The organism is Pleionea litopenaei (assembly GCF_031198435.1).
In the GTDB taxonomy this organism is placed as follows: domain Bacteria; phylum Pseudomonadota; class Gammaproteobacteria; order Enterobacterales; family Kangiellaceae; genus Pleionea; species Pleionea litopenaei.
This window is the reverse complement of the sequence record NZ_CP133548.1, coordinates 1,735,427-1,755,954: the sequence shown is the minus strand read 5'-3', so window position 1 is coordinate 1,755,954 and position 20,528 is coordinate 1,735,427. Positions and strand designations below refer to the sequence as shown.

At 41.0% G+C, this 20,528-nt stretch carries 20 protein-coding genes and 1 pseudogene; 15 read left to right on the top strand and 6 right to left on the bottom strand.

Features of this window, described 5'->3' with window-relative positions; all coding sequences use genetic code 11:
- Positions 1–68: 68 nt before the first annotated feature.
- Positions 69–482 (bottom strand): MarR family winged helix-turn-helix transcriptional regulator, encoded by a 414-nt coding sequence (locus Q9312_RS07900; protein ID WP_309204050.1) that lies wholly within the window; start codon positions 480–482, stop codon positions 69–71.
- Between the two features lie 414 nt (positions 483–896).
- Here Q9312_RS07900 and Q9312_RS07895 point away from each other — a divergent pair, with 414 nt between their 5' ends.
- The 3 genes from Q9312_RS07895 (at position 897) to Q9312_RS07885 (ending at position 5,852) form a co-directional block, all read left to right on the top strand.
- The gene (locus Q9312_RS07895) at positions 897–4,130 is read left to right on the top strand and encodes a S41 family peptidase (RefSeq protein ID WP_309204049.1); all 3,234 of its coding nucleotides are present in this window, start codon (positions 897–899) and stop codon (positions 4,128–4,130) included.
- A gap of 707 nt (positions 4,131–4,837) precedes the next feature.
- Complete coding sequence (locus tag Q9312_RS07890; RefSeq protein ID WP_309204048.1) at positions 4,838–5,416, top strand: hypothetical protein; 579 nt, start codon at positions 4,838–4,840, stop codon at positions 5,414–5,416.
- Positions 5,417–5,516: 100 nt separating this feature from the next.
- On the top strand, positions 5,517–5,852 hold the full coding sequence (locus Q9312_RS07885; protein ID WP_309204047.1) for a hypothetical protein: 336 nt from the start codon (positions 5,517–5,519) through the stop codon (positions 5,850–5,852).
- Positions 5,853–6,000: 148 nt separating this feature from the next.
- Here Q9312_RS07885 and Q9312_RS07880 read toward each other — a convergent pair whose 3' ends face one another.
- From Q9312_RS07880 to Q9312_RS07865, 4 genes are all read right to left on the bottom strand, one after another.
- Entirely contained in the window at positions 6,001–7,041 is a 1,041-nt protein-coding gene (locus Q9312_RS07880) for an IS481 family transposase (RefSeq protein ID WP_309201277.1), read from the bottom strand.
- A gap of 262 nt (positions 7,042–7,303) precedes the next feature.
- On the bottom strand, positions 7,304–7,672 hold the full coding sequence (locus tag Q9312_RS07875; RefSeq protein WP_309204046.1) for a hypothetical protein: 369 nt from the start codon (positions 7,670–7,672) through the stop codon (positions 7,304–7,306).
- Complete coding sequence (locus Q9312_RS07870) at positions 7,669–8,109, bottom strand: hypothetical protein (protein ID WP_309204045.1); 441 nt, start codon at positions 8,107–8,109, stop codon at positions 7,669–7,671. The genes Q9312_RS07875 and Q9312_RS07870 overlap by 4 nt, the downstream gene beginning before the upstream one ends.
- A gap of 203 nt (positions 8,110–8,312) precedes the next feature.
- The gene (locus tag Q9312_RS07865) at positions 8,313–9,719 is read right to left on the bottom strand and encodes a DUF1996 domain-containing protein (RefSeq protein ID WP_309204044.1); all 1,407 of its coding nucleotides are present in this window, start codon (positions 9,717–9,719) and stop codon (positions 8,313–8,315) included.
- Positions 9,720–10,078: 359 nt separating this feature from the next.
- Here Q9312_RS07865 and Q9312_RS07860 point away from each other — a divergent pair, with 359 nt between their 5' ends.
- The 12 genes and pseudogenes from Q9312_RS07860 to Q9312_RS07805 form a co-directional block, all read left to right on the top strand.
- Complete coding sequence (locus Q9312_RS07860; protein ID WP_309204043.1) at positions 10,079–12,067, top strand: beta-propeller domain-containing protein; 1,989 nt, start codon at positions 10,079–10,081, stop codon at positions 12,065–12,067.
- Between the two features lie 108 nt (positions 12,068–12,175).
- The gene (locus Q9312_RS07855; RefSeq protein WP_309204042.1) at positions 12,176–12,532 is read left to right on the top strand and encodes a GFA family protein; all 357 of its coding nucleotides are present in this window, start codon (positions 12,176–12,178) and stop codon (positions 12,530–12,532) included.
- A gap of 45 nt (positions 12,533–12,577) precedes the next feature.
- Complete coding sequence (locus Q9312_RS07850; protein ID WP_309204041.1) at positions 12,578–12,892, top strand: CPCC family cysteine-rich protein; 315 nt, start codon at positions 12,578–12,580, stop codon at positions 12,890–12,892.
- Positions 12,893–12,932: 40 nt separating this feature from the next.
- Positions 12,933–13,169: a DUF8617 domain-containing protein gene (locus Q9312_RS07845; protein ID WP_309204040.1), complete on the top strand. Its 237-nt coding sequence runs from the start codon at positions 12,933–12,935 to the stop codon at positions 13,167–13,169.
- 61 nt (positions 13,170–13,230) lie between these two features.
- Positions 13,231–13,746, top strand: a complete 516-nt coding sequence (locus Q9312_RS07840; RefSeq protein ID WP_309204039.1) for a hypothetical protein — start codon at positions 13,231–13,233, stop codon at positions 13,744–13,746.
- Positions 13,747–14,244: 498 nt separating this feature from the next.
- Positions 14,245–14,559 (top strand): hypothetical protein, encoded by a 315-nt coding sequence (locus Q9312_RS07835; protein ID WP_309204038.1) that lies wholly within the window; start codon positions 14,245–14,247, stop codon positions 14,557–14,559.
- Between the two features lie 100 nt (positions 14,560–14,659).
- Entirely contained in the window at positions 14,660–15,022 is a 363-nt protein-coding gene (locus Q9312_RS07830) for a DUF7668 domain-containing protein (RefSeq protein WP_309204037.1), read from the top strand.
- Between the two features lie 231 nt (positions 15,023–15,253).
- Positions 15,254–16,255: a hypothetical protein gene (locus tag Q9312_RS07825; RefSeq protein ID WP_309204036.1), complete on the top strand. Its 1,002-nt coding sequence runs from the start codon at positions 15,254–15,256 to the stop codon at positions 16,253–16,255.
- Positions 16,256–16,715: 460 nt separating this feature from the next.
- Positions 16,716–17,234: a hypothetical protein gene (locus Q9312_RS07820; RefSeq protein ID WP_309204035.1), complete on the top strand. Its 519-nt coding sequence runs from the start codon at positions 16,716–16,718 to the stop codon at positions 17,232–17,234.
- Between the two features lie 91 nt (positions 17,235–17,325).
- Positions 17,326–17,721, top strand: a complete 396-nt coding sequence (locus Q9312_RS07815; RefSeq protein WP_309204034.1) for a hypothetical protein — start codon at positions 17,326–17,328, stop codon at positions 17,719–17,721.
- A gap of 49 nt (positions 17,722–17,770) precedes the next feature.
- Positions 17,771–18,118 (top strand): HEAT repeat domain-containing protein, encoded by a 348-nt coding sequence (locus Q9312_RS07810; protein WP_309204033.1) that lies wholly within the window; start codon positions 17,771–17,773, stop codon positions 18,116–18,118.
- A gap of 308 nt (positions 18,119–18,426) precedes the next feature.
- A pseudogene (locus tag Q9312_RS07805) lies at positions 18,427–19,377 on the top strand (IS481 family transposase); the annotation flags it as partial.
- A 9-nt stretch (positions 19,378–19,386) separates the two neighbouring features.
- Here Q9312_RS07805 and Q9312_RS07800 read toward each other — a convergent pair.
- Positions 19,387–20,498, bottom strand: a protein-coding gene (locus Q9312_RS07800; RefSeq protein WP_309202665.1) for an IS3 family transposase whose coding sequence is annotated in 2 segments (ribosomal slippage) — positions 19,387–20,246 and positions 20,246–20,498 — 1,113 coding nt in all. Because the reading frame shifts where the segments join, the coding sequence is not laid out codon by codon here.
- Positions 20,499–20,528 lie beyond the last annotated feature (30 nt).

Genomic DNA, 20,528 nt, shown 5'->3' with positions numbered 1-20,528 from the left:
TCTAACTATTCCAAGGAGTCACAGCGTTCAATATTGAGCTCAACGTTTAAATGATTCAAACCAATCATCTATAAAAGTTTCTCGAATAGTTCGATAGCTTTTTGTTGTTGCGCTTCTGATAGCTTTGACGTGGCATCAGCAGCAATATGATCAAAGCTATTGCTGGCATCATCAAAAAGAGTTTTACCTGTATCGGTTAAGCGAACTAAACTCTGACGCGAGTCTCTAGGATTGCTGACTTTCTCGAGTAGGTGGGTTTTCTCCATGGGCAACAGTAGGCGGGTAACGCCCGACGCACTCATGCCTAGATGATCCGCCAGTTCAATGCGCGAGATACCTGATTCACTGTGGGGATACAGGTATTCCATCACTAAAAACTCGGTTAGGCTGATGCCATGCACACTTAATCGATTGCCTGCACGCTTATTTAAGCGCGACGAAAGCAGTGCATTCTTGATAATAAATTGACTACTGATATTCATTACGATCTCTCTTTTATTCTTAACTGACCATCAAAGTAGCCAGAAGATTGAAATATACTTGAGTACGCAAGTATATATGAAATACTTGCGAGCGCAAGTACTTTTCAAGTTTGTTTTTTTAATGGTAGGTTTTTCAAACGCAAGGGCTTTCAAACACAGGGCATGCAAACACAAGAGTTTACAAACAGTAGGACTATCAAGCGGAAGAGCTTTCAATAATAGAGCCGTCAATAATAGAGTTTTAATGATTGCAAAGGTGACCTAGGCTGAGGCTTTTAAGTCGTCAGTCAATCACCGATTAAAACACGGTTACATTTAAGCCTCGCAGAAGCTGGAATCCGTCGTGAATAACCGTTATAACGATAAGCCTAACAAGAATAGTGTTATTTCAATGACTTACTCTAGGACTCGCTCATGCCAAAAGCATTTTCAACAATCAAAACAGCCTTAGCTCTAGGGCTTGGGGTAGCTGCTTCGGCAAGCGCTCTAGCTCAAGAGCCCACTCGATTATTACGATTTGCCGATATTCATGAAGATAAGGTGACCTTTGTTTACGCAGGGGATATTTACATTGCCGACATCAATAGTGGTCAATCGACACGATTAACGTCGCACGAGGGTTTTGAAACCTTTCCTAAATTTTCGCGCGATGGCAAGAAGATTGCTTTTGCTGGAGAGTACGATGGTTCGCGCCAAGTGTATACCATGAACCTTGATGGTAGCGGCTTAAAGCAAATTACTTACTATAACGACGTAGGCCCAATGCCTCCACGCGGTGGATACGACTACCGAGTGATGGATTGGAGTGCAGACAACAAGCATGTATTAGTGCGTGGTAATCGGCTTCCTTGGGGCGAGCGAATGGGACGTCCTTACTTGGTCCCTGTCGATGGTGGGTTAGCGGAGCCTTTGGCCGTTCCAGAAACCGGTGGAGGCATGTTTTCTCCAGACGGAAAGAAATACGTTTATACACCCATCGACCGTGAATTTAGAACCTGGAAGCGCTATCGCGGTGGCCGTGCGCAAGATGTTTGGATCTACAATCTCGAAAATAATACCTCCGAGCAACTAACAACGTTTAAGGGCACTGACAATCAACCCGTTTGGGTCGGTGATAAGATCTACTTTTTGAGTGATCGTGATTACACGTTAAACCTTTATCAGTATCAAAAAGGCGGAAGTCCGAAAAAGCTAACCAACCATACGACTCATGATTCACTCTGGGCATCTGCCGGACCATCGGCCATTGTTTACGAGAATGATGGCTTCTTATATCGCTTTGATCCCAAGACTGAAAAATCGAGTAAGTTACCGATTACCGTTGAAGGTCAAGCTGGTGCGCTGGTCTCACAATATAAATCAGTGGCCGGTCAAATCGAATCGATGGATATTTCAAACGATGGTCAGCGAGCGGTGTTTGGAGCGCGCGGAGAAATATTTACCGTTCCTGCAAGCAAAGGTGTAATTCGTAACATTTCTAAAACGCCAACGGCTCGTGAAATCAGTGTGAGCTGGTCACCTAATGGAAAGCAAATAGCTTACTTAAGCGATGCGAGTGGAGAGTACGATGTTTATATTCGCTCGCAAGATGGTAGTGGTGGTGCCACGCGATTAACCGACGATGGTACGATTTGGCGTTTTGCTCCAGTTTGGTCTCCTGATAGCAAGAAATTAATTTTTTCTGATAAGAACCAAACCTTGTGGTTATTAAATGTTGACTCAAAGCGCTTATCGAAACTCGATAGCTCAGATACCAACGACATCACCGACTATCGTTGGTCGCCAGACAGTCAGTGGGTGGTTTACACCAAGCAAGAAGCCAGCGGTTATGGTTCGATATGGTTAGCCAATACCGACAGTCGTAAAGCACGTCAGTTAACGTCTGAGAAAACCAGCGAGCAGTCTCCGGTTTTCAGTGCCGATGGCAACTATTTGTTCTTCTTATCGAATCGCGATTATAACTTATCATTCAGTAGTTTTGAGTTTAATTATTTATACAACAACGCAACTCGTGTGTATGCGGCACAGCTCACCGATGATGTGCCACAATTGTTGCCTTATAAAAGCGATGAAGTGGGTCAAAAGTCGGATGCTAAGAAAGACAAGCAAGATCGTTCGAAAGATGTAAAAGTTGACTTTGCTGGATTCGATGCACGGGTCATTGCGTTGCCCGGAAATGCAGGCGATTATCGAAACTTGCAAGCGAATGGACATCAAGTGTTTTTTATCGATGGTTCGAATAATGGCTCAACCTTAAAAGTCTTTGATATTAACAGCCAAGACGACTTTAAAGCGGTCGCTGAAAGTGTGAGTGATTATGTATTGTCAGCCAATGGTGAAAAAGCGTTAGTAAGAAGTGGCAGCAATTACGCCATTGTTGATGCTAAGCCAGGTCAAAAAGTAGCGGATAATAAACTTAATTTAACGCACTTGGCCATGAACATTAATCCAAAAGCCGAATGGCAACAAATGTACGTTGATGGTTGGCGAATCTTGCGCGATTGGTTCTATGATCCAAACACTCATGGTATGGATTGGAAACAAGTACGTGAGAAGTATCAGCCTTGGGTTGACGCTGCGACACACCGTACAGACTTAGACTATGTGTTCAGTGAAATTGCGGGCGAATTAAACGCAGGACACGTTTACGTTAACGCGGGTGATCAACCGCGCGCCGAACGACGTCAACATGGGTTGTTAGGGGCCGAGTTTTCAAAAGACAAAAGCGGTTACTTTAAAGTAGAAAAAGTGTTTATGGGTGAAAACTGGGACGACAACTTCCGCTCACCTTTCACTGAGCCTGGCGTCAATGTAAACGCTGGAGATTATATTGTAAGCATTAACGGTGTTTCTACGAAAAGCGTGAACAATATTTTTGAGTTGTTACAAGATACTCAAAATCGTACGCTAGAAATTGAAGTGAATGATCGCGCTCGCACCAGCGGTGCACGCACGGTATTTGTTAAACCAATCGCGAGCGAAACGAATTTACGTTATTTGAATTGGGTTGAGTCGCGTGCAAAAATGGTCGAAAGGTTGTCGGGTGGACGCATTGGCTACCTTCATTTACCGAACACGGCAATCGAAGGTAATCGAGAACTCCATAAACGCTTCTTACCGCAAATTACCAAAGATGCGTTAATCATTGATGATCGATACAACGGTGGTGGTTTTATTCCAGATAGAATGATTGAAATTTTATCGCGTAAAACCCTTAACTATTGGAAGTTCCGTGGTCTTAAGCCGAATGCAACACCGCTTATTGCACACGATGGCCCTAAAGCCATGCTGATTAATGGTTATTCAAGCTCCGGCGGCGACGCGCTTCCGTTCTATTTTAGAAAACTTGGCTTGGGTAAGTTAATTGGTACTCGCACTTGGGGTGGTCTCATCGGAATTAGTGGTAATCCTGGTTTAGCAGATGGCGGCTTATTATTAGCGGCTACATTCCGGGTTATGGATGCTGATGGAAACTGGGTGGTTGAAAATGAAGGTGTTTCGCCAGATATCGAAGTACTCGATCGTCCTGAGCTGATTCATGCCGGAAGCGACCCATCACTTGAACGAGCGGTGAAAGAGCTGTTAAAAGACTTAGATGAAAACCCTCGTAAATCGATTAAGGCGCCAACACCTCCTAGTAAGTTTTAAGCTTACGGGCTCTGATAGAAAACGCCGATTCGTCGGCGTTTTTTTATGGCAAATTAAAAAGTCACGTTGGGTTTCTTTCATCAACCCAACCTACGAAAGCTGGTGCTAAATAAATATGTTCGACTTTGAAGGACTTCACCGTAGGTTGGGTTAGCGTAGCGTAACCCAACAAAATGCCTAATTAACGACGTACCATAGCAAGCTCTGTTGCTGCTGAAGTGTAAGTTTCAACACTGTTGGGTTTCTTTCATCAACCCAACCTACGAAAGCTGGTGCTAAATCAATATGTTCGACATTTAAAGGACTTCACCGTAGGTTGGGTTAGCGTAGCGTAACCCAACAAAAAGCCTAATTAACAACGCACCGTCGCAAGCACTGTTGCCGCTGAAGTATCAGTTTCAACTTCGTTGGGTTTCTTTCAACAACTCAACCTACGAAAGCTGGTGCTAAATAAATATGTTCGACATTTAAAGGACTTCACCGTAGGTTGGGTTAGCGCAGCGTAACCCAACAAAAGACCAAATAACGAAACACTGTGCAAACTTAGCCTGTTAAAGTCTCATTTGACTTATACTCCTAATTGAGTAACCATCGTGATAAGCGATTTTCAAGACGCTAATAAGGACATTACAGTCTTTTTAATATCACGGATGAAACTTTTGAGACCTCTGAAATCTTTGAGACCTAGATAATGAAAAGGAAATACTATGCATCGGATTATCTTTCTTGCCTTATTTTTTCTAAATGGATGTGCAACATCAGCCCTTTGGCAAAAAAATTCAGACGTGTTGTACATTACAGGTTTTTACTTTAATAAAGAATCCAATCAACTTTTCGTCGCGGCAGACAATACTGGCTTTATATTTCCAATAGATGCAGAGTTTGGTGAGGCATTACTGTTAACTCGGGAAGTTGAGTTTTTACCTTATTTTCTAGATTTCAAAATAGACGTTAGAAATCGGGTGCAGGGTTCTGTTCGGTTAACTTTGAAAGAGCGAAACCCTACGGATGAATTGCGTGCAAAAGTTCAGTCGCTAGGTTTTGCAACGAAAAAACCTAATGGCTCTCTCAGTCTGACAAGAATGATTAAAGGGGAGCGTTACATTATCGAAGGCGATCTGCCATTAGAAAAACTCGATAAATGGTACAACGTGAGGGTTGAAAGACCCGATAGCTTTGTCGAAGTGACCAAAAAAGTAGTCGCAACGCCATTGGCTATCACCGTTGATACGGTCGTTGTTGTGCCTGCCATACTTTTTCTCGCGATATTTAGTGCTAGTAATTAAGGCAATGAATCAAAAAGGCATTAAATGGAATAGCTTGAGAAACTTTTGATTAGAAATATTAATTTGATTTAAAAACCTTTATGTAGATTGTGTGAATGAAATGAATCAATACTGGGAAATTTGGTACGCTGGTGCCAGAAAAGGATTTATGCTTCAAAAGCTAGAAAGAGTTTTCGGGAAGAAAGCCATTTCGATTTTAGAATCCTCTGGTGAGCTTAGCGGTCGAAAGATCAATATTCTTAAATTTGAACTTGAACTTTCAGGCACAGATTGGAGTCACTCAGTTTTGGAAAGCCTTGCGATTGCAGAGAAGCTTAATCATAGCTGGAGCGTTTCTGGAGTAACATACGGTGAAATATGTGCCACAGGTTCAGAAGAAGGATATGAAGTTTCTGACATTGTATATGCTAGTTGGAAATTATATAAGGCTACTTAACAAGAAAAAATGAAGCTAAAATCACTTTGTTTTTATACGAGGCATGGGGTGGCGTAGCGAAACACAATTCGTTGTGTTTTGTAAATTTAAATGTACTAGCTCAGACTTAATCTGACAGTTACCCGTTTTTCAATTGGTGTCTGTCAGTTTAGATTTGAGCTAGATTTTTGTCAGCCCAAATTCTCTTACCATCAATTAATGTTTCATTGGGCGTTCGTCCACAACACATTTTTCCTTGATGGGTGCGTTCATTATTGTAGTAAACTATCCATTCGTCCAGATCCTTTTGAAGCTCATCCAGTGAACTGTATAATTTCTTCCGAAATGTAACCTGGTAGAACTCGTTCAATATCGTTTTATGGAATCGTTCGCAGATACCATTGGTTTGCGGTGACATTGCTTTAGTCTTTGTATGCTCGATGTCATTGATTGCTAAATACAGCTGATAGTCGTGATGTTCAACTTTTCCACAATACTCAGTGCCGCGATCCGTTAATACTCGCAACATGGGTAACTCATGTTGCTGGAAGTAAGGTAGCACTTTGTCATTAAGTATGTCGGCTGCGGTAATAGGTGTTTTTGTGGTGTAGAGTTTGGCAAAGGCAACTTTGCTGTAAGTGTCGATGAAGGTTTGTTGGTAAATTCGTCCAACGCCCTTTAGGTTACCGACATAAAAGGTATCTTGTGAGCCTAAGTAGCCAGGGTGAGCTGTTTCAATCTCACCACAGGCTTCATCATCATTTTTCTTCTTCTCAAGTGCAGCTATTTGGCTATCGGTCAGTATGATGCCCTCTTTAGCAACCTTATCTTCCAGTGCCTTCAAGCGCTTCTTAAAGTTTTCTAGGTCATGCCTGAGCCATATCGACCGGACACCGCTCCCTGATACAAAGACTCCTTTCTTTCGCAACTCGTTACTGGTTCGGTGTTGGCCGTGTGCCGGAAACTCAATGGCATAATTGATAACCGCTGTTTCTGTGGCTTCATCAACGCGATTTTTAACATTTGGGTTGCGACGGCTCTTGCTGATAAGGGCATCGATACCGCCTTCTTCGACCAGTTCTTGATAGCGATAAAATGTATCTCGTGATACGCCCATTACCTTACAGGCTTTCGATACGTTCCCGAGTTCTTCTGCTAAGTTAAGTAAACCAGCTTTGTGTTTTATGATTGGGTTGTTAGTATGTAGCATGAGAGTTACCTCTATAACGTTCTGATTTAAAGATTCGACACCTTTAATCAAAACGGGTAACTCTCACTTTTTCAAGTTGATGTGTCAGATTAAGTCGAGACTAATTCAATTTAAACACTGTTGGGTTTCTTTCATCAATCCAACCTACGAAAGAGTCTGCCACCTATCTTGAGTAAAATGTTGTGAAAGTCTTATCGTAGGTTGGGTTAGCGTAGCGTAACCCAACTAAACATCTCTCAATCTTTGAGTTTACACTTCATCCTTATATTGGTGAAAACTCTAATGGGTAGGTGAACTCCTTAAATCCATCTCCAAAATTTAAACTCTCAACAATGTGGCATATTTTTAGCGCGACCTCTTCTAAGTCTACTGTTGTTGATTCTGCTTGGCATGTATTTTTCTTCTTGGGAATAGCTTTTATGTTTAAAGATATTCTTCCACTGAGTGAAGGTTGGCGCTTTAAAGCCTCTTTATAAACATTGAAAATTAAAGCTGTATTTTTATCAAAGACTGACTGAATTTGCTCTGATGTTAGCTGTTTGACTTTACTTTCTTCAATGCTGGATGTTGTACAGCTGAGCAGCACGAATGAAGTTAATGCCATGATTAAAAATTTTGGAGAACTCTTCATGTTTTTACATCTTCTTTAACTTGCATTTCAATATTATGATTGTTGGTTAACAAACGGTGTAAGTCGAATTTTAGCTTTTCAAGTAAGACTGTTGAATCTGGTTTATTGAAAAATTTTCTCCAGAAAGGGATCTCTAACTCGACAAAACAATGCCAAATCACTGCTTCTAAATTTATATCTTTACTAAAGGGTTGCCGACTTTGTTGATCGTCTAAGCTGCCACAGTCGACCCAAAGCGAAAAAGGCTTTCGCTGGCACATAACACACCATCCCCAATCTTCAGCGATGATAGGCTCAACCTCGTAACCCAAAGCGATTAGACCATCTCTTAACCAACGAGCTAGTTGCTTACCGTAAATACCCAGATTCGTTTCTTCGTCTTCGCCGCGCTCAACATTAAACAGTGACGATTTAAAATAGTACGAATCTGGGATCATTCGAAAGCCTTTTCAAAAGTATTCCAAAATAATGACTTACTCATTAATCTGAATGTTAACTGAGCAAGAGCTCTCTGTGAAGTTCCATTGTTTCAGTATTAGAGTAGGTTGGGTTAGCGTAGCGTAACCCAACGATGTTAGAAGTTGAATAAAAATTTCATCACTGACGTTTGTTCATTCCAGTTCTAATCAGTTGATTATCATTAATACCCCTTTCCCTGATTGATAATGTCAGGCTCTACTTGCGTGCCGGGGCGAGTTCCCGATAGTCGATAACCATTTGCTAAATTGCCATCGTGGCAATCGAGTGCTTGTTTAATGCACGAGTCGACAATGAGCTGCATGATTTCAGGGTGCCAGCCGTTAAACCAATCTGCGTGCAAGGATAACCCTCCATGATTGGTGTCGGTTACTTCGTACATATCGGCGGCCAGTCGCCAACCTTTCGACGTTTGCGTGACTGGGTCGTAAACTTCTGGCTTAACGCCAAAGGCGTAGTGATAACTTGGTCGTGCAATGGCGACTGGATGGGTATCGGGGCAAACCATTCTTCCCGTGGTTGGGTGTTCAATGGGATACGCCATATGACTTTTGTGATCGGCTGAGTCGAGATCCTCGCCGTTCCAGCAGCTTGGAAAGAAGATGTCCATGCGCACTCTATCGGGAGCTAAGCACTCGGGGATGGTTGCGCTGAACTGTGGGTTAGTGGCGTCATCAGATTCCCACGATTGACAATGCCATCGTACAATCGAAGTGTCTTGGGAATCACCAGGCATGGTTGCGTGGTTGCCGGCTATCATTCGCAGCCCTGCCGGAACGGGTTGAATGGAATTTAAATCATCGACACCCGCAGAGTAGTAAAATATTTCGTGGGCTTCTTCATCGTTGCCTACCACGGCCGGAACGACTTGCCATGCGGGCTCTCCTTGATTATCGAGTTCGCGTTGACCAGTAATGGGGTCGTACAAAGGGGCGAGTAGCGCAGGTACCCAATATGAAGATAAATTGAGCTGATTACCTTGGCAACTTGATTCTCCCGTTGTGTAAAGCGATTCCATTGTGGTGGTGTGATCAACCAGAGTGTTGCCGTAAAACCGATGCAAATGCGCAGCATTTTCTTGGTCTGGATAAACAATAGGATCATTGTAACTGCTGTGAGCAAAATCGCAGTTGATGCGGATTATGCCGCGCCAACTATTGGGTGCAACTGTCTCTGGCATGACATTGGTTGCGATTAAGTCGTCGTTGCTGCTATCGAATAGACTGTTTACATTCCAGTCGAAGCTTGTTTCACTGCCAATCTCGCCGTTGCTCGCAATGGCTCGTACTTCAAATCGATGGTTGCCAAGACCCAAATCTACTAAGAACAATCCTGACTCGCAGTATGAGAAGTCATTCGCATCGAGACGACACTCATACGTTTGTGCGTCGGGCGCAGAGAACGCAAACTTAGCGTATTGCAGTTGTGTTTCTACTAATGGGGTGCTTGAGAACGCGACGGTGAGATCATAGCTAGACGAAGAGCTCTCCGACGACTCTTCAGAACTTGAGCCTCCACAAGCTGTAAGCATAAACACCGAAAAGACTGCACAAGAATGGATAAGTTTCATAGGTTTTCCTTATTTACCTGTTGAACATTTACGATGAGATGAGTATATGCAGCGGCGCGTAAAGTAACCTTGTGCATTGTAAAGATGAGTAAAGAGTTGTTATGACGAAGTAGTTAGGGTAGATTTTAGGATTGTTGACTAAAGGATTGTTGACTAAAGGATTCTTAAATAAAGGATATTTGAGTAAAAGAGTATTTGAATAAAAAAAATATCTGCGTCGATTGGGCATCCGAGTGTATCCGACGAAGTATACGAGGTAGACGTCTAATTTGAGTGGTTGTTAGTATAGTTCTTTCAACACAACCTACGATTTAAAATATTAGGTTGTAAGAATAATAATTACTTTAAGCGAGTAAATTTTGAAAAAATTGAAACAGGTGAATCTAAGTTTCTTTTTACTTATATCAATAATACTGAGTAGTTGTGCGGTTCAAAAACCACTTGAAAAACCAAATATTGATAAGCTCGCCTATCAAAAACTTGAAACCTTTGGCTCTGAAAGAGAGTTTGAACGATATATTCGAAGTATTCACAAGGTCCGCGACTACCGTGATGAATTAGACCGTATAGAACGAGAAAGAAGATGCGGCGGGGAATGCAAAAAAATAACAATTACCGGAAGCCGACTAGCTAGACCTCGAACATCAATAACCAATAATCAAGTAGCGGGTGTTGATGAAGGTGATATCGTTAAGCAGAAAGGAGATTACCTGCTAATCTTGCGTCGTGGAAAGATATACAGTGTAGCGATCAAAGATAATAATAACAATGCGCTAATTCCGACGAGTCAGATAGATGTGACTCCACCCGGTTGGAAGTTTTCATCTTGGTACGATGAGATGCTGGTGTCTGATAATAAAGTATTGGTCCTTGGATTTAGTTATGATCTTGACTCATCCATTGTGCTTAGGTTTGAAATATCTAACAAGGGCATTTTGAGCTATCAAGATGGATATCTCTTTAGTTCGAGTGATTATTATTCTTCTGAAAATTATGCATCAAGAATCTATGATGGCAAATACATTACCTACATGCCAACTCCCCTTACGAGTTACGGTTACAGGTATAGCGATGACGGAAGCGCCAAATATACTTTTCCAAAAAAAGCGAGAGTTGAAGGGAATGATGAAAAAGATTTGAGATGGAAAGACCTAGTTACTTTTGACGATATTACTAAGCCGTTGCAGTCGATTTTGGATCCTACGTTACATAGTGTGTTGACTTGCGACCCTCTCTCGGACAATTTTACGTGTGATGTGAAAAGTGTCGTTGGTTCTGATAAAGCAATATTTTATGTTGATAAAGATTCAATCTATCTTTGGGTTCAGGGATGGGATGAGAGTCTTCTATTTGATATTGCTTTTGATAGATCTACTTTGCTATATCTTATGTTTGATGAAGAGTTAAAGTATTTAGAGTATTTGAATGCGCTTGTTTTTAAAGTTCCCTTTCAAGACGGAGATATCACTGCGATTAAGGTTCCTGGCGAGCCCAGAAATCAATTTTCATTCTATAGCAATGGTGACGCACTTTACATGAATTTGATCGATCAGGTTAGTCAAGGTGGTAGGTTACACAGTAGCTTATATAAGTTGCCTTTTACGTATTTTACTGTAGATGGCTTGAATGAAGCTCAAAAGGTAGCTGAATTACCTCATACCTACGACGAGGTTAACAATCGCTTCAATCGAGGTTTTTTAGTCACTGGAAGCGCATCAAATTTATTTTGGAGTAAAGGCGCTGATCCACTAAAAGAAGATTTCGATATCATACTTCAGAAAATTGATGGGCAATTTCAAAGAGTCGTTGCGTTAGAGCACAGTGCCGATCGCATAGAGCCTCTGGGTTCTTCTATGTTTATTGCTGGGTTAGATGTAGAAGGTAACTATAATGTTTCTATATTGAGCTTGGAGCAGAATGGAGATGTTATTGCTAAACAAACGTTTGAAGATATCTTAGAGGAGGAATCGAGAAGTCATGCATTTAATCATCGTGAGATAAACGGTATAACCTATATTGGAATAACTAGTTTTAACAAGGGAGACGCCTATGTGCAAGAAAATAAATTTGTCTTTGATTGGAATGACAATCTAGCATCAGATATTCTTTTCTTTGGTTTAGATAAACAAGGGGACGTTTCCAAATCAGGTGTTTTAAAAAACGAGTTGCGGAATGTGCCTGATAATGATGAATGTGATTTTTCTTGCTATGACTGGTATGGAAACTCTAGGCCCTTCTTTATCGGAGATAGGATATTTGGTTTGAGTGGCGATGAGTTGATTGAAGCTAAGATTGTTAACGCTAAAGTTAAAGAATTGAATCGGGTAAATATTAAGGAAGTTGAATAACCATTGTAAATTGTTTTTGTCTCTCGCATAGAGACTTTGGTCGCAGCAATAGGTTATGTGAGCACAACTCGCAAAGTCAAAAATTTACTTCAATCGAGACACTAAGAAATGAATTTTAACTGTCATTGTGGAAATATTAGCATTACCAGTGAAATAGAGCCTGAAACGATTACTCGTTGCAATTGTTCAATTTGCAATAGATACGGTGCCATGTGGTCTTATTTTACGCCAGAGAAGTTGACAATAGACATTGGAGCCTTGGGCTCAAAGAGCTACAGTTGGGGTGACAAAAACATCAATTTTATTTTTTGTCATTCGTGTGGTTGCATTACTCATTACGAAACGACTGAAAAAGTAACTCCGAAGAAGATAGGTGTTAATACCAGAATGGCTCCTATCGAAAGTACCCTCAATATTCGTATTAGAGACTTTGATGGTGCGGATAGTTGGCAGTATATAGATTAGCTTGGTAAAAGCTCTAATTAGTAGCCAAGGTTTTGGATAGGTATTATGAAATACACTTGCCCTTGTTGTGGTTTTAAAACGTTAGATGAACCTGCAAATGGCACATATGGTATTTGTTGTAATTGTGGCTGGGAAGACGACTTAATTCAAAATGAAGATCCCGACTATGAGGGCGGGGCCAATGGTATTTGCCTGCGCGAAGCTCAATATGAATATCTAAAAGTCACTGAAACTCCCAGTGAATTTGAGAAAGATCCTGAATGGTGTTTATTGGCGCCTCCATCAATAAAGTCGCGCTTAAAAAATAGTAGAACTAACTTTATCGTTAGTCGTAAGGGCGAAGTTAACAAGTTAAATTAATCGATGTGCTTTCTTGTTATAGAAATCAATGGAACTTAAAATGCCAGCGTATTTATGCAAATGTGGAAGTAGAGTGTCAGTCGGAAGAATTCCTTGTGAGCACCAATGGAATTTTATATCTGATGTTGATTATGACCGCTACAGCGGCAAATTTGATGCTGAAGAATTATTTAAAGAAATGAAAGAGTTCTTTAAGTGCCCCGAATGCAGTCGGTTAGCTTTCTTTTGGCAAGGGTGGGATGCAGAGCCTGTTTTCTATACCGAAGAAAGCAAATAGCCTATTTAGATTGGGGCGTCTTCATCAACCCATTCTATGACTTGATAAATTTAGAGTGACTATGAAAGCACTAAAACTTGGTGTTGTATTATTGGGGTTTTTCGCGGCAACTAATTTGATTGCCTGTGACAATCTGTTCTTTGTATCTGTCTTTGAAGTGAATAATGAAACTCATCATATTTTTCTTATAAAGGAGAATGGTGATATTGACGAAGCAGTCAAGTTAGATGGCGATGATTTTCAAGAAATGGGCGAGTTTTCGATTGATGATGGTCAGCTGATTTATCAAGAGAGTCAAATTGTCGAGGCAGATGAAGTTCTTTTTCAAGGGAAATCTAACGTTCTAAAAATTGCGATTGTTAGGAACGAAAAGAACTCGCTATCATCTATGAAGAAGTTTCTTTCTGCAATGGCTGGTCACCCAGTACAAAAAAGTGAAATCATAGCAGTTATTCTTAACGGCGAAAAAATCACGTTTAAAGAAGAGTTGGCAGCGAGAGACTCTTCTTATAGGTGGAAGGTAAAGGCTAAATTAATGAAAGATTGTAAAGACATAGTAACAAAGAAGGATCTGTAGTTTGCCCTCGTAGGTTGGGTTAGCGCAGCGTAACCCAACACAGAACTCAAACATTTTATGTAAGGAGCAATATGGCCTTTGATATGTACTTTAAAGGTTACAAGGAAAGTATTCACTATCGTGAAGAGGATCTCTTTACGATAGTTTCTAATGAAGCGGGATTTCCAAACTTACAGTGGCTCTGAGAGGAGTTTTATAATGCTCCCTACATTGATAGTCAAAGAGCTAAAGTAATCGCTGAGGAACTTAAGGTTGCAAAGAACCTTAGAGGCATTAAATCTAGCCAAACTCTTATTCGTTTTATAGAGAGGGTTCTCCCTTTTTTCATCATGGCGTACGAGGAAAATGAAAGAATAAAATGTCTAAGTGATTGAGCTATGACATTGTTAAAACCGGGTTTTAGCGATTCAAATTATTGGTCTTCTTAAAGGAAATGTCGACTAGCCGAACATTTTAAGCTAATAGTTAATCCAAATAATACGACAAAAGGAGGAAGTGATGAATATAGAACAAAATCAGGAATTGTTTGATAAGAAGCAAGAAGAATTCATTGTAGAGCTAGCTGGCATCATAAAGAATGCTTTTGAAGAGCATGAATTACCTGAGGATGTTGTTTATGACGCTACGGATAAACTGGTGTTTAATATTGGCGCTCTTCTCGATGGTAGCGCTACAGCCGGTGAACTAGATGATCCTACTTATGCGTATTTAGCGTTTCGGAAATCTGATGACGCCGATGAGTTAGTAGTCTCTCCGATAGGCTCATATGTTCATGAAGTGGCAATGAATATCGTCGAAGATGTTTTTGAGTAAGTCGATGTTGGGTTACGCTGCACTAACCCAACCTACGGTTCTAGCTTTTACCTGAACTATAGAGCGAGCGCTTTGAATTTAAATGATTGAGTTACCAATAATGAAAAATCAAGAATCAGAAGGCCCAATTCCATTGGAATGGAGATCAGTTTTTATTGATATTGTTAATTCATTGGTCTGTGGAGAATATCAATCATTAAACCGGATTAATGCGGTGCGTCCTGTATCTGATGGTATTAAGGACCAAATTAGAAATTATATCGAAGCGTATGGTGAGCAGTTAATCCCATTACCTGAAGAAACTTGGCAAAGCTCGGTTTGCATTTATATGGGAGAGCACTGGGATGTCTTGATAGATCTTTGGACTATGAGCGAAGGGCGAAGTGACATGGTTTTAAGTGCTAAAGTTTTTGAGAACGACTCAGAATATGAAGTCGACATTGGAATGGTTTACGTTCCTTGAATCAAATAGAGCTCTGTATATTTTATTTAGTAACTATGTGGTGGAAAAAATAAATTTTAATGCCAGTTAAAGTAGGTTGGGTTAGTGCAGCGTAACCCAACAAGTGAATAGAGTGTTCAATACACAACTAAAACACGTCGGTTTTTCGTCAACCCAGCTTATATGCCTACACTCAAAACTGAGTGCGAGAATGCTTGTTGTTCGATTAAAGAGAAATAAGGAAGATTATTGATGTCAAACACACAGTTTGCATTCATAGATAAAGAGTCGGTTCCAAGTCGGGAGCATCTTCAAAAGGCAATCGATGCATTAGGGTTTGATCTACAGCTAGATCCGGAATTCACACCATTTGAAGATGAAGGTTTCTCGCCCTGTATACTAAATGCTGAAGAAGATGTCGGGTTTGAAATCTATTATGAGTCGGTAGAAGACGTTATTGAAGATGACGAAGTATTTAAGGCTATCACTGAAGGCAAGAACTTTTGTATTAGTATGTGCTGGGGTGGGAGTCTTAAAGATTGTGCCTGCGTAATGATTGTGAGCAGTGCATTTGCGAAAGAATTTGGAGCAATTGTTTCCTATCAAGGAGAAGAGCCTGAACCGCTAGAGAAAATGATTTCTGACGCTCACGATATTATTATTAAGGAAGCAGAGTTAGCGGAAATAAGAGCTAAAGAAAGGCAAAAATTAGTTGAAGAAGCAAAAAGAAATGGGAACGTTAAAGCGTTAGCTCTAGAGCTACTGAGTCAATTCTCGGGAGCAACGATTTCACATATAACTATGTATACCGGCCTTGCTTTTAGCACTTCAAATGGAACAAGTGTAATGTCTAAAGCATTTATACTAAGAACTGAGTCAGGTGAAGAAGTAGATGTCACCCGGTATTCTAGAGTTAGAGCGAGACAACTAGCATTGATGCAAAGTTCTGATGGAGAATTTAATCCTGAACAACAATCGGAGTGGGATAGCATTGAAGCCAGTCTAGAAACTGCTATGGAATCAGACGATGAAGCAAAAGAGGTGTTTATGTCAATTGTAGAGTCGTGGCCAGAGGAACTTGAAAGTGACGAAATAACATGGCCAGAGAACGATATGCTTAAGATTACATTTAGTAATGTACCTGATGTACATATACAGTTCTGGACATTTGATTCAATGCTATCGTCAATTTCTATAAGCTCTGATATTCTTGCATTCGAATTGACTCCAGGAACTTGCAAGCTCATGGATTAGTCTTGTGTTTTTAATTAGCCTTGTGTGGCTAGCGAGCAAAAAGATGACATGAATATTAGAAAGCTATTTGCGTCAATACTTCTGATGTCAGGAGTAATCGTACTGAGTGTTGCCTTATGGTCTTTGGCAGGCATATTTTCTTGTCCAGAAAACACTCCTGACTGTGAAGGGTGGGCGATTTGGGGGAGCTATTGGCTAGGACCTATAGGTATTGGGTTACTAACTGGTGGAATCGCGCTGTATAGAAATTATAGTCTTTGGTTTCAGCTTGTGACAGTCTTCGGCGTATCATGGGGCTTGTATTGGTGGCTAGTGTGAACCTAAGTTACGATAACAACCAGCGAAAGTTGAGTAGCGAAACTAAGCTAACTTTTAACAGGAGCATTCAGTGCTGAATACACTGAGTGTTGCCCTTTAATAGTCGTTAAATTTAGAAATAAAGTAAGGTTTAAAAGCTCGTATGAAGATCTCCCTATTAATAGTCTTTGCTTTAATGTCAGTAGCGACCCATGTTTACGCCTTTAACTATGCTTGGTGGGTTACCTATCAAAAAGAGCCAGAGTCTAAGCAGTTTCAGAATATTGGGGCCGAAGACCTTAATCCAGAGTTCGATAAGATTTTAGTTTTTAGCTGTGAGCAACCTTCTTCATTTTTGAAAGAGCAATGCGATGAAATTGAAAGGAATAATCTACGGTTGGTCGCTGAGGGTGACTTTAATAGCGATGGCGTCATTGAAATTTGGCGTACAGGAGTGGCTAAATCGAAGCAAGGCAAGTATTTCAAGATGCTCTTCGCAACGACTAAATCTGGAGCATTGCTCCACTCAATCGGCGTTGAATACGATAAACCCGGCTTCTCGGTTTTTATGGTTCGGGATAACTCGCTATCCTGGGCGATGTGTATGGAGTGTGGCGATCTTGCTAGTGTTGTTTGGGAGAAAGACTCATTTGTATTAGATTGGGGAGAAGATTATGATTAACGAAAAGCTGACGCCGTCTGCTTTAGCGGCTTCTTGTCTCAAGAATGAGTTTACGAGCACATCATCACTTCAGATATTAAGAAAGTAAATAATGGGTAGAATAAAGGTTGAAGGACTTAGCGTAGCTGAGATTCTAGAGTGGCCTATCGAGTATTTCGATGAGCTAGTTCTGATTGATGATCCAATCGTATTAAGCATTGGGACTGCTCAAGTTTTAGGTCAGTTTTCGGTATCAAGTGAAAATCGACTCGTTGTTGAATTAGCACAGATAGACGGTGGTGGAGAAGGTGTTCTTCCTACTATCACTCGGCTGTCTAAGCACATCGCGAGGATTAAGGCAATTTCGGAAATCGAGTGTATTGTTTATGCTGTAAATTGTGCAGAGCCTAACTTAAAGCTTCGAGCGTATTTAGTTAAAGCTGGATTTGAACTAAAAAACATTCCAAGAAAAGGTGAGGTATATTACAAAGTTTTAGTGCTTAATTGATCAAGCTGTTTAGCACTGAAAACATTCAATTAATAATTAAATAATCGATATGAATGCCCAAGAATTTGCTGAAGTAGTTGAATTGTTGAAAAGTAAAGACGCTATGACCTATGAAGATGGTTATTTTAGTTTATTAGGTAATGTTGATAGATATCTTGCAGAGCTCGTGGCTTTGATGCAAGCGGAAGCTGAACCATCGATGCGTGGTAAATATATTGAGCTCCTAGGGGATTGTTCAACGAAAGAAGTCATTCCAATTTTAGAAGCTGAATTATCAAGTTCACATCGTGAGGTTCGTTTTTGGGCGTATAGCCAATTAGCACACAATGATCACCCAGAAGCGAAAGAGATTTCAAGGAAGTACAAAGAAGATAATCCAAACGAAGATTGGTACTGACACATCTATCGAGATTTTTTTGTGAACTAAGGTCGGATTACCGACGCGTGACCAAACAATTAAACTGAATATTGAGTGCCACGCCAAAACCGTCAATTCTAATCAGACCATTGGGCGCGATGATTTTCTTAGAAAGAAGATTTTCATAGAAAGATGATTTTCTTAGAACGGTGATTAGGCATTTGTATTATCCACTAAAATGAATTAGTCTCGACTTAATCTGACACATCAACTTGAAAAAGTGAGAGTTACCCGTTTTGATTAAAGGTGTCGAATCTTTAAATCAGAACGTTATAGAGGTAACTCTCATGCTACATACTAACAACCCAATCATAAAACACAAAGCTGGTTTACTTAACTTAGCAGAAGAACTCGGGAACGTATCGAAAGCCTGTAAGGTAATGGGCGTATCACGAGATACATTTTATCGCTATCAAGAACTGGTCGAAGAAGGCGGTATCGATGCCCTTATCAGCAAGAGCCGTCGCAACCCAAATGTTAAAAATCGCGTTGATGAAGCCACAGAAACAGCGGTTATCAATTATGCCATTGAGTTTCCGGCACACGGCCAACACCGAACCAGTAACGAGTTGCGAAAGAAAGGAGTCTTTGTATCAGGGAGCGGTGTCCGGTCGATATGGCTCAGGCATGACCTAGAAAACTTTAAGAAGCGCTTGAAGGCACTGGAAGATAAGGTTGCTAAAGAGGGCATCATACTGACCGATAGCCAAATAGCTGCACTTGAGAAGAAGAAAAATGATGATGAAGCCTGTGGTGAGATTGAAACAGCTCACCCTGGCTACTTAGGCTCACAAGATACCTTTTATGTCGGTAACCTAAAGGGCGTTGGACGAATTTACCAACAAACCTTCATCGACACTTACAGCAAAGTTGCCTTTGCCAAACTCTACACCACAAAAACACCTATTACCGCAGCCGACATACTTAATGACAAAGTGCTACCTTACTTCCAGCAACATGAGTTACCCATGTTGCGAGTATTAACGGATCGCGGCACTGAGTATTGTGGAAAAGTTGAACATCACGACTATCAGCTGTATTTAGCAATCAATGACATCGAGCATACAAAGACTAAAGCAATGTCACCGCAAACCAATGGTATCTGCGAACGATTCCATAAAACGATATTGAACGAGTTCTACCAGGTTACATTTCGGAAGAAATTATACAGTTCACTGGATGAGCTTCAAAAGGATCTGGACGAATGGATAGTTTACTACAATAATGAACGTGTAAACCTCCCTGTTTTAGTGGCACTCTAAATTAGAGTTTTCAGGCTTGTTGAATCTGGCTAGATGCTCCCATGGTGTTAAATCATTCAGGGAGTCGTGCGGCCTTTCTTCGTTGTACTCTCGTATCCAATCCTCAGTAATCTTCCGAACCTCTTGGAGTGTTTTAAATACATACATATTTAAAATTTCATCTCGATAAGTTCGATTAAATCTTTCTACATATGAATTCTGTGTTGGCGTCCCAGGTTTTATAAACTCCAGCTGTATCTGCTGCTCTTCTGCCCAATCGGCTAGTGCGGTTGAAATAAACTCTGGCCCATTATCCATTCGCAACTTTCTTGGCTGACCTCGCCATGCTATCACTCGCTCCAGAACGCGAATAACACGAGGTGCTGGCAAGCTTAAATCTATTTCTATAGCGAGCGCCTCGCGATTAAAGTCATCGACCAAATTAAACGTTCGAAAGCGGCGACCACAGAATAAACTGTCACTCATAAAGTCCATCGACCAACAGTGATTGGCTGAGCTAGGGATAGCAAGTGGCTCTGGGCTTCGCGTTGGCAGCCGTCTTTTGCCTCTGCGCCGTTTGTTTAAGTTCAGCATGCAATAAACTCGATAGATACGCTTGTGATTCCATCGGTGACCCCAGCGTCGTAGTATTTTAAATAACTTACTAAAACCGTAAGCAGGATAACGCTCTGCTGCCTCTTGTAGCTTCGTGATGACATCATCATCACGATGCGGGTCCGGCTTGTAACGATATGTAGAATCACTGATGCCAACTGCGCGACAGGCCATTCTCAAACTTGCGCCATGCTGAGTTCTCGCATAGTCAACAAGTTCTCGCCTTATCGCTGGCTTTATAGCTTTTTTTCTACGATGTCCTTTAGGATCTTATGCTCAAGGCTGAGATCGGCAAACATGGCCTTTAATCGACGGTTCTCTTCCTCTAGCTCCTTCAACCGCTTAACATCTGAAGCTTCCATTCCGCCATATTTTGATTTCCAGTTGTAATAGGTCGCATCGGCTATCCCGTACTCCCTACACACCTCTTTAACCAAACGGCCATTTTCGACTTCCTTCAAGATCTTAACGATCTGACTTTCTGAGTAGCGTGATTTTTTCATTTCTAGTTCTCCCTATGGGTTTAGTTTACC

What these genes read in the sequence shown, in the direction of transcription:
- Q9312_RS07810 (WP_309204033.1), top strand. Translation starts at nt 17,771, where the DNA reads ATGAATGCCCAAGAATTTGCTGAAGTAGTTGAATTGTTGAAAAGTAAA.
- Q9312_RS07850 (WP_309204041.1), top strand. Translation starts at nt 12,578, where the DNA reads ATGAAATACACTTGCCCTTGTTGTGGTTTTAAAACGTTAGATGAACCT.
- Q9312_RS07890 (WP_309204048.1), top strand. Translation starts at nt 4,838, where the DNA reads ATGCATCGGATTATCTTTCTTGCCTTATTTTTTCTAAATGGATGTGCA.
- Q9312_RS07865 (WP_309204044.1), bottom strand. Translation starts at nt 9,719, where the DNA reads ATGAAACTTATCCATTCTTGTGCAGTCTTTTCGGTGTTTATGCTTACA.
- Q9312_RS07830 (WP_309204037.1), top strand. Translation starts at nt 14,660, where the DNA reads ATGAAAAATCAAGAATCAGAAGGCCCAATTCCATTGGAATGGAGATCA.
- Q9312_RS07820 (WP_309204035.1), top strand. Translation starts at nt 16,716, where the DNA reads ATGAAGATCTCCCTATTAATAGTCTTTGCTTTAATGTCAGTAGCGACC.
- Q9312_RS07835 (WP_309204038.1), top strand. Translation starts at nt 14,245, where the DNA reads ATGAATATAGAACAAAATCAGGAATTGTTTGATAAGAAGCAAGAAGAA.
- Q9312_RS07825 (WP_309204036.1), top strand. Translation starts at nt 15,254, where the DNA reads ATGTCAAACACACAGTTTGCATTCATAGATAAAGAGTCGGTTCCAAGT.
- Q9312_RS07840 (WP_309204039.1), top strand. Translation starts at nt 13,231, where the DNA reads ATGAAAGCACTAAAACTTGGTGTTGTATTATTGGGGTTTTTCGCGGCA.
- Q9312_RS07880 (WP_309201277.1), bottom strand. Translation starts at nt 7,041, where the DNA reads ATGCTACATACTAACAACCCAATCATAAAACACAAAGCTGGTTTACTT.
- Q9312_RS07870 (WP_309204045.1), bottom strand. Translation starts at nt 8,109, where the DNA reads ATGATCCCAGATTCGTACTATTTTAAATCGTCACTGTTTAATGTTGAG.
- Q9312_RS07895 (WP_309204049.1), top strand. Translation starts at nt 897, where the DNA reads ATGCCAAAAGCATTTTCAACAATCAAAACAGCCTTAGCTCTAGGGCTT.
- Q9312_RS07845 (WP_309204040.1), top strand. Translation starts at nt 12,933, where the DNA reads ATGCCAGCGTATTTATGCAAATGTGGAAGTAGAGTGTCAGTCGGAAGA.
- Q9312_RS07815 (WP_309204034.1), top strand. Translation starts at nt 17,326, where the DNA reads ATGGGTAGAATAAAGGTTGAAGGACTTAGCGTAGCTGAGATTCTAGAG.
- Q9312_RS07875 (WP_309204046.1), bottom strand. Translation starts at nt 7,672, where the DNA reads ATGAAGAGTTCTCCAAAATTTTTAATCATGGCATTAACTTCATTCGTG.
- Q9312_RS07855 (WP_309204042.1), top strand. Translation starts at nt 12,176, where the DNA reads ATGAATTTTAACTGTCATTGTGGAAATATTAGCATTACCAGTGAAATA.
- Q9312_RS07885 (WP_309204047.1), top strand. Translation starts at nt 5,517, where the DNA reads ATGAATCAATACTGGGAAATTTGGTACGCTGGTGCCAGAAAAGGATTT.
- Q9312_RS07900 (WP_309204050.1), bottom strand. Translation starts at nt 482, where the DNA reads ATGAATATCAGTAGTCAATTTATTATCAAGAATGCACTGCTTTCGTCG.